The sequence below is a fragment of the Anaeromyxobacter sp. SG66 genome (genome assembly GCF_022690805.1).
GTDB lineage: Bacteria > Myxococcota > Myxococcia > Myxococcales > Anaeromyxobacteraceae > Anaeromyxobacter > Anaeromyxobacter soli.
This window is the reverse complement of record NZ_JALCZC010000031.1, coordinates 34,845-47,305: the sequence shown is the minus strand read 5'-3', so window position 1 is coordinate 47,305 and position 12,461 is coordinate 34,845. Positions and strand designations below refer to the sequence as shown.

Sequence of the window (12,461 nt, the reverse complement as noted above, 5' to 3'; positions counted from 1 at the left end):
CGCGTACGGCGCGCTCCTCGACGCGCCCGACTGCGACGTCCGCCGCGCCGCCGCGGAGCGCCTGGGCGAGGTCGGCGATCCCGCCGCGCTCCCCGCGCTCCGGCGGGCCGCGGCCGCCCGGGTCGAGACGAAGGGGATCTTCGGCATCTCGCGCCAGGCCCCGGCCTGCGGCGCGGCCGAGGCCGCGGCGGCCGCCCGGCGTGTCGAGGCGGCGGTCCGCGCGCCCTGAGCGCCCAACAGGCCAGCGCCGCGCGGAGCCCTGCGCGACGCCCGCGGCCGTGCTAAACGACGCCCGCACTCCATTCCCCTCCCTCCGCTCCGGCGGGGCGGACGGGCTCGCGAGGAGACCGGATGGCGCGGACGAAGGCGACGGCAGCGAAGGCGGCGGCGGGGGCGAAGCCCGCCGCGGTGAAGGCGTCGGGCACCCCGGCCGCGGAGCTCGCGGCGGACGCGCTCGCGCTGCCGGTGTACGAGGAGGACGTCAAGGGCGGACTGCGCGGGCGCCTGAAGGGGCTCGACGCGATGCTCGGCGGCGGCCTCGCGGCGGCCGCGAAGGCCGAGCGGTTCGAGGGAAAGCCCGGTCAGGAGCTGGCGCTCCCGACCCTCGGTCGCGCGCCCGCGGGCCGCGTGCTGCTCGTCGGCGTGGGACCGCGCGCGAAGGCGAGCGCCTTCGCCGCCGCGGGCTTCGAGCCGCTGCGCGTCGCCGCCGGCAAGGCCGCCCGCGCGGCCGGCAAGGCCGGCGCGCGCTCCCTCGCGATCGCGCCGCCCGAGGACGGGTTGGGCGACGTCGCCGCCGCGGCGCGCGCGCTGGCGGAGGGCGCGCTCCTCGGCGGCTACGGGTTCCGGCGCTACAAGAGCGAGGCGCCGAAGCGCGCGCCGCTCGCCGAGCTCACCGTCGCGGTCCCGGCGGGCGCGGAGAAGCTCCCCGAGGTGAAGGCCGCGCTCGAGCTCGCGCGCGAGGTGGCCCTCGCGGTCGCCTGGGCGCGCGACCTCGTGAACCTCGGCCCGGCGGACTGCACGCCGGCGCTCCTCGCCGAGCAGGCGGAGGCGCTCGCGCGCGAGGCGAGGCTCGCCGTCGAGGTGCGCGGCCCGAGGGAGATCGCGGCCCTGAAGATGGGCATGTTCCTCGGCGTGACGCGCGGCTCGTCCGAGCCGCCGCGGCTCGTGACGGTGAGCTACGTGCCGAAGGGCGCGGCGGCGAAGAAGCCCCCGGTCGTGCTCGTCGGGAAGGCGATCACCTTCGACTCGGGCGGCCTGTCGCTCAAGCCCACCGAGAGCATGGTGACGATGAACACCGACATGGCGGGCTCGGCGGCCGTGCTCGGCGCGATGCGCGTCGTCGCCCACCTCGCGCCGCCGTTCCCGGTCCACGCGGTGCTGGGCGCCTGCGAGAACATGCCGGGCGGCAAGGCCTACAAGCCCTCGGACGTGCTCGTCTCGTACGCGGGCAAGAGCGTCGAGATCACCAACACCGACGCGGAGGGGCGGCTCGTCCTCGGCGACGTGCTCGCCTGGGCGGCCGAGACGCTGAGGCCCGCGGCGATGATCGACGTCGCGACCCTCACCGGCGCCTGCGTGGTGGCGCTCGGCCACACCACCGCCGGCCTGTTCGGCCCGGACGGCGCGACGGTGGACGGGGTGCTCGCCGCGGCGCGCGCGTCGGGCGAGGAGATCTGGCGGCTCCCCATGACGGAGTCGCTGAAGGAGCAGCTCGAGAGCGACCGCGCGGATCTCAAGAACACCGGCGAGCGCTGGGGCGGCGCCATCAGCGCGGCGCACTTCCTCCACGCCTTCGCGAAGGACGTGCCCTGGGCGCACCTCGACATCGCCGGCCCGTCGCACGCGCCGAAGGAGCGCGGCTACGTCGCGAAGGGCGGCACCGGGTTCGCGGTGCGGACGCTCGTCGAGTTCGTGCGCGGCTTCGGCCGGTGAGCGCGCCCGCCCCGGGCCGCGCGAGGGGCGCTGCGGCGCCCCCGCCGCCGGGGTAACCTTCTCCCGTGAACGCGATCGACGCGCTCGTCCGGATGCTGCGGCCCGCCGGCGGCGGGGTCCACCTCGTCTCGACCGGCAGGGCGGAGCAGCTCGAGCTGCAGCGCCGGCTCTACGGCGCGGCGGACCAGGACGCGGTCCGCGCCCGCTGGCGCGAGGCGCTCGGCCGCGCCGCGGGGGCGCGCGCAATGCTCCTCGGGATCCCGTCGGACTCCGGCGGCGGCGTGCAGCGCGGCGCGAACCTCGGGCCGGGCGCGATCCGCGCGCAGCTGCTGGAGGACGACTCCCGGTGGGCCGAGCGGGCCCGCGAGGCCGGGCTCGTCGATCTCGGCGACGTGTTCGTCGTCCCGCAGCTCCTCGAGGACGCCATGCTCTCGGAGGCGCAGCGCGAGGCGAGCGCCCGCGCGCTCTACCCCGACCTCGCCGACGCCGAGCGCCGGACCTGGCCGGTCTCGCCCCTGTCGATCGCCGAGCGCGCCCTCGGGCTCGTCCTCGCCGCCAACCCGCGCGCGCGGGTCTTCGCCCTCGGGGGCGATCACTCCACCGCCTGGCCCGTCGTCAAGGCGCTCGCCGCGGCCCGCCCCGGCCTCGGCATCGTCCAGATCGACGCGCACACCGACCTCCTCGCCGAGCGGCTCGGCGTCCGCTACTGCTTCGCGACCTGGTCGTTCCACGCGAACGAGCTCCTCGGCCGCCGCGGCCGGCTCGTCCAGGTCGGCACGCGGGCGTCCGGGCGCGATCGGAAGCACTGGGAGTCGACGCTCGGGGTCCGGCAGTTCTGGGCCGCGGAGGTGCGCCGCGATCCCGCGGCGGCGCTCGACGCGATCCTAGCCCACGTCAGGGCGTCCGGCGTGCGGGAGGTCTACTTCTCGAACGACATCGACGGCACCGACGCGGCCTTCGCGGACGCGACGGGCACGCCCGAGCCGGACGGGCTCGCGCCGGACTTCGTGTCCGCGCTCGTCGCGCGGCTCGGGCGGGAGGTCGGGCTCGCGGGCGGCGACGTGATGGAGGTCGCTCCAAACGTCGCCCGCAGCGCCGGGGGCGGGCCGCGCACCGTCGCGCTCGCGGCGCGGTACCTGCGCGAGACGATCGACGCGGGGCTCGGGAGCTAGGGGCGCGCCGCCCGGCGGGGTCCGGCGCGCGGCCGGGAAAAGGCGCGGCCGCGCAAAAGAAGAGCCCCGGATCCGTCGGATCCGGGGCCTCGGGTGTTCGGACGGGATCGAGCGGGTCGCTCGTCGGGTCGTTACGCCTTCGCCTTCTCGGCGGCCTTCTTGGGCGTCGCGGGCGTGAGCCCGATGATGGCGCCGATGGCCGCGCCCGCGGCCGCGCCGCCGACGGCGAAGAGCGAGCCGATGGCGGTGACGCCGAGGACCATGCCGAAGACGATGAGCGCCCGGGCAGCGAAGGAGGCGGTGACCGGCGTGCCGAAGATGCCCCCGGCGAGCATCACGCCCGCGTAGCCGCCGTAGAGGAGCGCGGGCAGGAGCGCGACCGCGAGGAAGAGGGCGAGACCGACGCCGGCGCCAACGAGAGCAGGAACCTTCGAGTTCTTCGTCATGACCGTTTCTCCTTTTCGTCCCGGGGCCGTCCGTCCGGCCACCCACCCTCGCCAATGTGCATCTCGCCTGCCAGCTCGTTCGCGTCTCGTTCCGCGGGCTTCCACGCGGCCGTGTCGGGGATTCCCGACGCGCCCGCCATGCCGCCCGACAGCGCGGTGCCGCCCGGGTGGTGCTACCCTCACCCCGTGAACGCCTTCAAGCCGCACCTTGTCGCAGTCGCCGATTATCCGTACGCGAAGGTCGACGCGCGCGTGAAGCTCGACCAGAACGAGAGCCCCGAGGACTTCCCGCCGGAGCTCAAGGCCCGCGCCCTGGCGCGCCTCGAGGCGCTGCCCTGGAACCGTTACCCGGAGCTGCACGCCGAGGACGTCCGCGCGGCGCTGTCGCGCCACGAGGAGTGGCCCGAGGAGGGGATCGTCGTCGCCCCGGGCTCGAACCTGCTCGTCCTCGCCCTCGCGCAGGGTGCGCGCTCCGTGCTCGATACCGCCCCGGCCTTCCCTTACTACAAGGGGGGCGCGACGGCGGCCGGCACCCCGTACCGCTCCATCCCCCTCGGCGAAGGCTTCGCGCTCCCCGTGGACGCGCTCCTCGCCGCCATGGAGGGCCCTCCCGGCGTCCTGTTCCTGCCGAACCCGCACGCGCCCACCGGGCGGCTGTTCGAGACGGCGGAGGTGGAGCGGCTCGCGGCGCGGGCGCGCGAGCGCGACTGGCTCCTCGTCGTGGACGAGGCGTACCACGCCTTCGCGGGCACCGACTCGCGCCCGCTCGCGCGCGCGAACGCGAACGTCGCGATCCTGCGCACCTTCTCGAAGGCGTGGTGCCTCGGCGGCATCCGCGCGGGCTACCTGCTCGCCGCGCCGCGCGTCGCCTCGATCGTGCGGGCGCTCGTGCCGCCGTTCTGCATCCCCGCGCACACCGGCGCGATCCTGCTGACCGCGCTCGAGGCGCCGGGCGCCTTCGCGCCGATCCATGCCCGGATCCGCGCGGAGCGCGCGAGGCTCCTCGCCGGCCTCGCCGCGCACCCGACCTGGAAGCCCTACCCGAGCGCCGCGAACTACGTGCTCGTGCGCACGCCGGACGCGAAGGCGGCGTTCGACGCGCTCGTCGCGAAGGGGATCCTCGTGCGCCGGCAGGATCACTACGCCGGGCTCGAGGGGTGCATCCGCATCTCGGTGGGGACGCCCGAGGAGAACGACGCGCTGCTCGCGGCGGCGGCCAAGCTCTAGGTGACGCGTACGGCGCGCGAACCGGCCTCGCGGGCACGCGAGGCGGGTTCGCGCCCGCCGGGCCGTCACTCCGCTCGCAGGATGACCTTCAGCGCCCGCTCCTTCGCGGCGTTGGCGAACGTGTCGTAGGCCTTCACGACGTCGTGGAGCGCGAACTCGTGGGTGATGAGCTTGCGCGGCGCGAGCCGCCCCGCGACGACGTTCTTGAGGAGCATCGGGGTCGTGTTCGTGTCCACGAGCCCCGTCGTGATCGTGACGTTGCGGATCCAGAGCTTCTCGAGCTTCAGGGAGACGCTCTTGCCGTGCACGCCGACGTTCGCGACGTGCCCGCCCGCCGCGACGATCTCCTGGCAGACGTCGAAGGTGGCCGGGATCCCCACCGCCTCGATGGCCACGTCCACGCCCTTGCCGCCGGTGAGCGCCATGACCTTCTCGACCGCCTTCCCGTCTCCGCTGTTGACGGTCTGGGTCGCGCCGAGGCTCTTCGCGACCTGGAGGCGGTTGTCGTCGAGGTCCACCATGATGAGCTCGGCCGGAGAGTAGAACTGCGCGGTCAGGAGCGCGGCGAGGCCCACCGGCCCGCCGCCGACGATGGCCACCGTGTCGCCCGGCTTCACGGCGCCGTTGCGGACGCCGACCTCGAAGCCGGTGGGGAGGATGTCGCTCAGCATGACGAGCGCGCCCTCGTCCACGCCCGGGGGCACCGCGTAGAGGCTCGTGTCGGCGTACGGGATCCGGACGTACTCGGCCTGCGTCCCGTCGATGAGGTGACCCAGGATCCAGCCCCCGTTCGCGCAGTGCGAGTACATCCCCTTCTTGCACGCCTCGCACTTGCCGTCGGCGGTGATGCAGGAGATGAGGACCCGGTCGCCCTTCTTGAAGGTCGTGACGCCCGCGCCCGCCTCCTCGACGACGCCGACCCCCTCGTGCCCGAGGATCCGGCCGTCGGTGACCGCCGGGACGTCGCCCTTCAGGATGTGGAGGTCGGTGCCGCAGATCGTGGTCTTCACCACCTTCACGATCGCGTCGGTCGGTTCCTTGATCGTCGGCTTCGGCTTCTCCTCCCACGCCTTCTTCCCGGGGCCGTGATAGACGAGCGCCTTCATCGCAACCTCCTCCTTTCGTGGAGCGCCTGGAGCGCGGAGCGAACGCGCCGCACCTCCCGCAGCCTCCCAGACCACGGCCGAAATGGCAGGACCACGACGGAGCCCCGCCGCTTTTCCGGAGCCCCGGGGTCCCTCCGAAGTGGAGCGGCCGAGCCCGCGCACCGAGGCCGGCGCGGCGGGCGCGATCTCCGCCCGCGCCCGGCCGCCGGCCTCGAGCGCTCGTCCGCGTCCCGCCGCGGGCTCCCGCGCTGGGCGCGCGCAGGTGTTCACCGCGCTGTCAGTGAATCCTGGGCAGGAGCGGCAGGCCCGCGACGATCCGCGCCTCCTCCGCCGCGAGCTCGGCGAGGCGTGCGTCCACGTCCCCCGCCCCGTGCCGCCGGGCGAGCTCGACGAAGAGCCGCTCGTGCCCCGCCTCGGACTGCGCGAGCCGGGCGTACAGCTCGCGCAGCCGCGGCTCCTCGAGCGCGCCGGCGAGGAGCGCGAGGCGCTCGCAGCTCCGCGCCTCGATGAGCGCCGCCGCGAGCAGGCGGTCCACGAGCCGACCTTCGCCGCCGCGCACGCGCCGCAGGAGCGCCTGCGCGTATGGATCGCCCCCGTCGGGCGTGAGCGCGACGCCGAGGCGGCCCATCTCGGCGAGCACCGCGAGGAAGTGCTGCAGCTCCTCCTGCGCGAGCCGCGCCACCGCCCGCACGAGCTCCGGGCGGTCGGGGTGCTCGGCGACGAGCTTCACCGCGCTCGCGGCCGCCTTCTTCTCGCAGTGCGCGTGGTCGGCGAGGATCGACGGCAGGTCGGCGAGCGCGACCTCGAGCCAGCGGGGATCGGTGCGAGAGCGGAGGAGCGACACGGCCGGGGTTGTAGCTGCCGTGCCCCTCCCCCGCTCGTCCGCCCCCCCGGGATGGGCTCGGACGGGGATGCGCGCGTGCGCACTTTCGAGTGAAGGCTGGAACTCGAGCGGGGGGGAGAGCGCATGCGCGTTCGGACGGTGGTGGCGGTGGCGTTGCTCGCAGGCGCTGGGGTCGCGCGGGCCGGCGTGTCGCTGGGCGTCGAGGCGACCATCGGCGCGGAGAAGCTCGGGGTGGAGCGCGCGCCGCTCTCCAACGAGGCGCTCCTGCCCATGGGACAGCTGGGCGGCACGGTGCTCCTGCGCGTCGGCACGCTCGCGCTGGGCGCCGCGGCCGGCGGCTACTTCCACCGCTCGCAGCTCGAGCGGTACGACGCGAGCGGCCTCGCGGGGCTCTCCTTCGACGTCCTGCCCCTCCTGCGGATCGAGCTCCTCGGCGAGGTCGGTGCCGCGAACCTTCGCACGCGCTCGGACCTCGGCGAGGCCGTCGCGGGCAACTGGTCCACGTTCTACGGCGTGCGCCCGGGCGTCTCGCTGAAGCTCCCGGTGTTCCCGCTCCGGCTCGGCGTGTGGGGGCTCGCGCGCTGGGGGCTGCCCGGCATGGACTCTCACGAGCCGGCCCTCGGGATGCTGGGGCGCGTCGGGGTGGATTTCTAGAGCGACCGGCGGCGGGCGCCCCCGGGGCACCACCGCGCGGCCGGCGAGGCCGCCCGCGCCCGGCGCACGGGCTCCGCGATCACCTCAGCCGAGCGCCGCCACCCGCGCCGCGCCGAGCGTCACCGGCCGGCGCGGGATCCGCCCGAGCGTGAAGCCTCCGACGAGCTCCGCGGGACGGCAGCGCGCGCCCGGCAAGGCGAGCCCGGACAGCTCGGCGAGGAGCCCCACCACCGCCCCGGGCGCCACGCCGCGCTCGCGCAGCTCGGCGAGCGAGAGCGCGCCGTGCCGCTTCGCGAGCCGCTCTCCGTCCTCGCCCACGACGAGCGGGACGTGGGCGAACCGCGGCGCCGCGAGGCCGAGCGCGCGGTAGAGCTGGAGCTGGCGCGCGGTCGAGGGGAGGAGGTCGTCGCCGCGCACGACGTCCGTCACCTCCATCGCCGCGTCGTCGACGACGACCGCGAGCTGGTAGGCCGGGAGGCCGTCCGCGCGCGCCACGACGAAGTCCCCCACCGAGCCCTCCACGTCGAAGGCCTGCGGCCCGTGCACCCCGTCCTCGAACGCGACGAGGCCCGGCTCGCTGCGGAGCCGCCACGCCGGCGCGCGGGTGCGCGCGCGGAGGGCGCGCTCGGCCCTGGAGAGTCCGCGGCAGGTGCCCGGGTAGCGCGGGCCCTCGTCGGACGGCCCGTGGGGCGCCTGCGCCGCGGCGGCGACCTCGGCGCGCGAGCAGAAGCAGGGGTAGACGCGGTCGTCCGCGCGCAGCCGCTCGAGCGCGGCGGCGTAGCGCGGGAGCCGCTCGGACTGGCGGTAAGGTCCGGAGGGCCCCCCCACGTCGGGCCCCTCGTCCCAGTCGAGCCCGAGCCAGGCGAGCTCGTCGAGGATGCGCGCCTCCAGGCCGGGGCGGACGCGCGGGCCGTCGAGGTCCTCGACGCGCAGGGCGTAGAGGCCGCCGGGCGCCCGCGCGGCGAGCCAGGAGAGGAGCGCCGTCCGGGCGTTGCCGAGGTGGAGCGGACCGGTGGGGGACGGTGCGAAGCGGCCGCGGATCAAGGCGTGCCTTGCGTGGCCGCGCGCGCGGCCTGGATGCGGGGATTCGGCCGCGCGCCGGTGGCGTATCGCCCCGCTTTTCAGGTGCCGGATGGGCGCGCCTCCTGATAATGCCTGCCCCCGATCGCCACAAGCCCAAACCTTTCGAGCGCGGCCGAAGGGCCCGCTCACGAGCCCGCTCCTCCATGCCCCGACAGGCCGGCGTCCTCCTCCCGCTCTTCTCCATGCGCTCCGCCCGTGACTGGGGCGTCGGGGAGATCCCGGACCTCGTCCCGTTCGCCCGCTGGTGCGCGGGCGCGGGCTTCTCCATCGTGCAGGTGCTGCCGGTGAACGAGGCCTCGCGCGGGCAGAGCAGCCCCTACGCCGCCCTCAGCGCGTTCGCGGTGGACCCGGTCTACCTGGCCCTCGGCGGGCTCGAGGACTTCGAGGCGGCGGGGGGCGAGGGCGCGCTCTCCGCCGAGGATCGCGAGCGGCTCGCGCGCGTGCGGGCGGCGCCGGCGGTGCGCTGGGAAGAGGTGCGCGCCCTCAAGCGGCGCGCGCTCGAGCTCGCCTTCGCGCGCTTCGAGCGGGACGAGTGGTCCCGCGGCACGGCGCGCGCCCGGGCGCTCGAGGCGTTCCGGCGCGAGGAGGCCGCGTGGCTCGAGGACTACGCGCTCTTCGTCGCCATCCACGACGACGCGCTCGGCGGCCGCGCCTGGATGGAGTGGCCCGAGCCGCTGCGCGACCGCGCCCCGGAGGCGCTCGCCGACGCGCGCGCCCGCCACTCCCGCGCGATCCTGTTCTACGCGTGGCTCCAGTGGCAGCTCGAGGAGCAGTGGCGCGCCGCCCGGCACGCCGCGAACGGCGCCGGCGTCGAGCTCGCCGGCGACCTGCCGTTCATGGTCGCGACCGACTCCGCCGACGTCTGGGCGCGGCGCGACGACTTCCGGCTCGACGCCCGCGTCGGCGTGCCGCCCGACGCGTTCAGCGCGACCGGGCAGGACTGGGGGCTGCCCGTCTACCGCTGGGACGTGATGGAGCGCGAGGGGTACCCCTGGCTCTCCGAGCGCGCCCGCCGCATGGCGGACCTCTACGGCCTCTACCGCGTCGATCACGTGGTCGGCCTCTACCGGACCTACTTCTTCCCGAACGACGGCAGCCCGCCGGCCTTCATCCCCGAGGGCGAGGCGGCGCAGATCCAGAACGGCGAGCGCGTGCTCGGGCTGTTCTCCTCCGGCGCGCGCGTCATCGCGGAGGACCTCGGGACGGTCCCGGACTTCGTGCGCGCCTCGCTGCAGCGGATCGCCGTGCCGGGCTACCGCGTGCTGCGCTGGGAGCGGGAGTGGAACGCGCCCGGCCAGCCGTTCCGCGACCCGCGCGCGTGGCCCGCCCTGTCCGTGGCCACCACCGGAACGCACGACACGGACGCGCTCGCGGACTGGTGGGACGGCATGCCCGGCGACGAGCGCGCCGCCTTCCTCGCCCTCCCCGAGCTCGCCCCGCTGCGGGCGCGCGGCCAGGTCCCCTTCGACGACGGCGTGCGCGACGCGCTGCTCGCCCTCGTCTACGGCGCCGGGTCGGACCTCCTCCTCCTGCCCTTCCAGGACGCGTTCGGGCTGCGCGAGCGGGTGAACGTGCCGGGGACCGTGAACGACGAGAACTGGACGTACCGGATGCCGCGCGACCTCGGCGCGCTCGCCGCCGACCTGTCCGCGCGCGACCGGCTGCGCGCGCTCTCCGAGCGGAGCGGGCGAATCGCGAGGACCTCGGGTGGCGGACGCGACTGAGACGGGGACCGAGCCGGCGGCGGAGATCGCGCGGGCGGCGCTCGCCGAGGAGCTCATCCTCGCGCTCGGGCAGGAGCTCTCGCACGGCACCGGCGTGACGCGCCGCCCCGCCTCGACCTACCGCCTTCAGCTCCACGGCGACTTCGACTTCGAGGACGCCGCGCGCGTCGTCCCCTACCTCCACGCGCTCGGCGTCACGGACCTCTACCTCTCGCCCATCCTCGAGGCCGCGCCCGGCTCGCGCCACGGCTACGACGTCGTGAACCACGGGCGGCTCAACCCGGAGCTGGGCGGCGAGGAGGCCTTCCTCGGGCTCGCCGCGGCGTGCGCCGAGCGGGGCATGGGGATCCTCGTCGACTTCGTCCCGAACCACATGGGCATCGGGGCGAGGAACCCGTGGTGGACGGACGTCCTCGAGAACGGCCCGTCGTCGGTCCACGCCCCCGCCTTCGACGTCGAGTGGCGCCCGCTCAAGACCGAGCTCGGCCACAAGGTGCTCGTCCCGCTGCTCGGCGATCAGTTCGGCAAGGTGCTCGAGGCCGGCGAGCTGAAGCTCGCGCGCGAGGGCGGCGCGCTCGAGGTCCGCTACTGGGACCACGTGTTCCCGGTGGCGCCGCGCTCCGTCCCGCAGCTCCTCCGCCACCGCCTGCCCGAGCTGCGCGCCGAGCTCGGCGAAGGCGACGTCCACTTCCAGGAGCTCGAGTCCATCTGCGTCTCGCTCGAGAAGCTGGCGCCGCGCACCGACACCTCGCCCCAGGCCGTGGCCGACCGCGCGCGCGAGAAGGAGGTGGCGAAGCGGCGGCTCGCGGCCCTCTGCGACGCGAGCCCGCGCGTGCGCGCCTTCGTCGACGAGAACATCCGCGTCTTCAACGGCAGGAAGGGCGACCGGAGCAGCTTCGATCTGCTCGAGCGGCTCCTCGAGGGTCAGGCCTACCGGCTCGCCTTCTGGCGGGTCGCCGGCGAGGAGATCAACTACCGCCGCTTCTTCGACGTGAACGCGCTCGCGGCGATCCGCATGGAGGAGCCGCGCGTCTTCCGGGAGGCGCACCGGCTCGTGCTGGGGCTGCTGCGCGACGGGCACATCACGGGCCTGCGCATCGACCACCCCGACGGCCTGTACGCGCCGCCCGCCTACTTCCGCCGGCTCCAGGCGTCCTACCTCGTCGAGCGGACGCGCGCGCTCGCGGCCCGGCGCGGCACGCCGCTCGACGCGGACACCGAGGCGCTCGTGCTCGAGCGCATCTTCGAGGCGCTCGAGGCGGGCCGGCTCCCCGCGAGGCCGCTCTACGTGGTGGTCGAGAAGATCCTGGTCGCGCCGGAGCGCATGCCGGAGGGCTGGGACGTGGACGGCACCACGGGCTACGAGTTCCTCGCCGCCGTGAACGGGCTCTTCGTGGAGCCGGAGGCGGAGCGCGCCTTCGACGGGATGTGGACGCGCCTCTCCGGCCGCCGCGAGCAGTTCGCCGACGTGGTGGTGGACAAGAAGCGGCTCGTGATGTCCTCCTCGATGGCCGGCGAGGTGAACACCCTCGCGCACCGCCTGAACCGCATCAGCGAGATGAACCGGCGCACGCGCGACTTCACCCTCAACGAGCTCACCCGCGCGCTCGTGGAGTTCGTCGCGCTGTTCCCGGTCTACCGCACCTACGTGACCCGCCGCGGCGAGGTGGACGATCGCGACCGGGCGCTCGTCGAGCGCACCATCGCGCGGGCGCGGCGGCGGAGCCCGGTGGTGGACCCGTCCATCTACGACTTCCTGCGCGACGTCGTGCTGCAGCGCTATCCGGAGGGGCTCACCGAGGACGAGCGGCACGAGTGGCTCGAGTTCACGCTGAAGCTGCAGCAGGTCACCGGGCCGGTGACGGCGAAGGCCGTCGAGGACACCGCCTTCTACAGCTACGTCCGGCTCGCGTCCCTGAACGAGGTCGGGGGCGAGCCGCGCCACTTCGGCTCGACGCCGGAGGAGGTCCACGCGCTCCTCTCCGAGCGGCAGGCGCGCTTCCCCGGCTCGCTCTCGGCCACCTCGACGCACGACACGAAGCGCAGCGAGGACGTGCGCACCCGCATCGACGCGCTCTCGGAGATCCCGGCCGAGTTCCGGAGCGCGGTCCTGCGCTGGCACCGCATGAACCGGCCGCACGTGGGGGGCGAGAACGGCAGCGCCCCCGATCGCGCCGACGAGCTCCTCCTCTACCAGACGCTCGTCGGCGCGCTCCCGGACGGCGGCGTCGTGCCGGGCACCCGCCGCCACGCCGACGTCGTGGGCCGCCTCC

General features: G+C 75.4%; 11 protein-coding genes. 7 read left to right on the top strand and 4 right to left on the bottom strand.

The annotated features are described in order from the left end of the window. From MNZ39_RS11190 to MNZ39_RS11180, 3 genes are all read left to right on the top strand, one after another. On the top strand, nucleotides 1-229 hold a 229-nt coding region (locus MNZ39_RS11190; protein ID WP_242338408.1), incomplete at its 5' end, for a HEAT repeat domain-containing protein. 122 nt (nucleotides 230-351) lie between these two features. Continuing rightward, on the top strand, nucleotides 352-1,932 hold the full coding sequence (locus tag MNZ39_RS11185) for a leucyl aminopeptidase (RefSeq protein ID WP_242338406.1): 1,581 nt from the start codon (nucleotides 352-354) through the stop codon (nucleotides 1,930-1,932). A gap of 65 nt (nucleotides 1,933-1,997) precedes the next feature. Continuing rightward, the gene (locus MNZ39_RS11180) at nucleotides 1,998-3,104 is read left to right on the top strand and encodes an arginase family protein (protein WP_242338403.1); all 1,107 of its coding nucleotides are present in this window, start codon (nucleotides 1,998-2,000) and stop codon (nucleotides 3,102-3,104) included. 131 nt (nucleotides 3,105-3,235) lie between these two features. On the opposite strand, the gene MNZ39_RS11175 is transcribed toward MNZ39_RS11180, so the two are convergent. Further along, nucleotides 3,236-3,550, bottom strand: coding sequence for a hypothetical protein (locus MNZ39_RS11175; protein ID WP_242338401.1), 315 nt, complete (start codon nucleotides 3,548-3,550; stop codon nucleotides 3,236-3,238). Between the two features lie 111 nt (nucleotides 3,551-3,661). On the opposite strand from MNZ39_RS11175, the gene MNZ39_RS11170 reads away from it, so the two are divergent. Continuing rightward, nucleotides 3,662-4,777, top strand: coding sequence for a histidinol-phosphate transaminase (locus MNZ39_RS11170; RefSeq protein ID WP_242338399.1), 1,116 nt, complete (start codon nucleotides 3,662-3,664; stop codon nucleotides 4,775-4,777). A gap of 65 nt (nucleotides 4,778-4,842) precedes the next feature. Here the strand turns inward: MNZ39_RS11170 and MNZ39_RS11165 are convergent, their stop codons facing one another. Together MNZ39_RS11165 and MNZ39_RS11160 are read right to left on the bottom strand one after the other, a co-directional pair. Further along, nucleotides 4,843-5,883 carry a zinc-dependent alcohol dehydrogenase family protein gene (locus MNZ39_RS11165; RefSeq protein WP_242338397.1) on the bottom strand — a complete coding sequence of 347 codons (1,041 nt, stop codon included), beginning with the start codon at nucleotides 5,881-5,883 and terminating at the stop codon, nucleotides 4,843-4,845. A 277-nt stretch (nucleotides 5,884-6,160) separates the two neighbouring features. Continuing rightward, nucleotides 6,161-6,727: a tRNA-(ms[2]io[6]A)-hydroxylase gene (locus MNZ39_RS11160; RefSeq protein ID WP_242338395.1), complete on the bottom strand. Its 567-nt coding sequence runs from the start codon at nucleotides 6,725-6,727 to the stop codon at nucleotides 6,161-6,163. A 123-nt stretch (nucleotides 6,728-6,850) separates the two neighbouring features. Here MNZ39_RS11160 and MNZ39_RS11155 point away from each other — a divergent pair, with 123 nt between their 5' ends. Further along, nucleotides 6,851-7,381, top strand: a complete 531-nt coding sequence (locus MNZ39_RS11155; protein ID WP_242338393.1) for a hypothetical protein — start codon at nucleotides 6,851-6,853, stop codon at nucleotides 7,379-7,381. An 84-nt stretch (nucleotides 7,382-7,465) separates the two neighbouring features. Here MNZ39_RS11155 and gluQRS read toward each other — a convergent pair whose 3' ends face one another. After that, nucleotides 7,466-8,425 (bottom strand): tRNA glutamyl-Q(34) synthetase GluQRS, encoded by a 960-nt coding sequence (gene gluQRS, locus MNZ39_RS11150; protein ID WP_242338392.1) that lies wholly within the window; start codon nucleotides 8,423-8,425, stop codon nucleotides 7,466-7,468. 107 nt (nucleotides 8,426-8,532) lie between these two features. Here gluQRS and MNZ39_RS11145 point away from each other — a divergent pair, with 107 nt between their 5' ends. Together MNZ39_RS11145 and treY are read left to right on the top strand one after the other, a co-directional pair. Beyond that, a complete protein-coding gene (locus MNZ39_RS11145) occupies nucleotides 8,533-10,188 on the top strand; it encodes a 4-alpha-glucanotransferase (RefSeq protein ID WP_255821296.1) in 1,656 nt (551 codons plus the stop codon). Continuing rightward, nucleotides 10,172-12,461 (top strand): malto-oligosyltrehalose synthase (gene treY / locus MNZ39_RS11140; protein WP_242338388.1); only part of this gene is annotated, 2,290 nt, incomplete at its 3' end. The genes MNZ39_RS11145 and treY, both read left to right, overlap by 17 nt.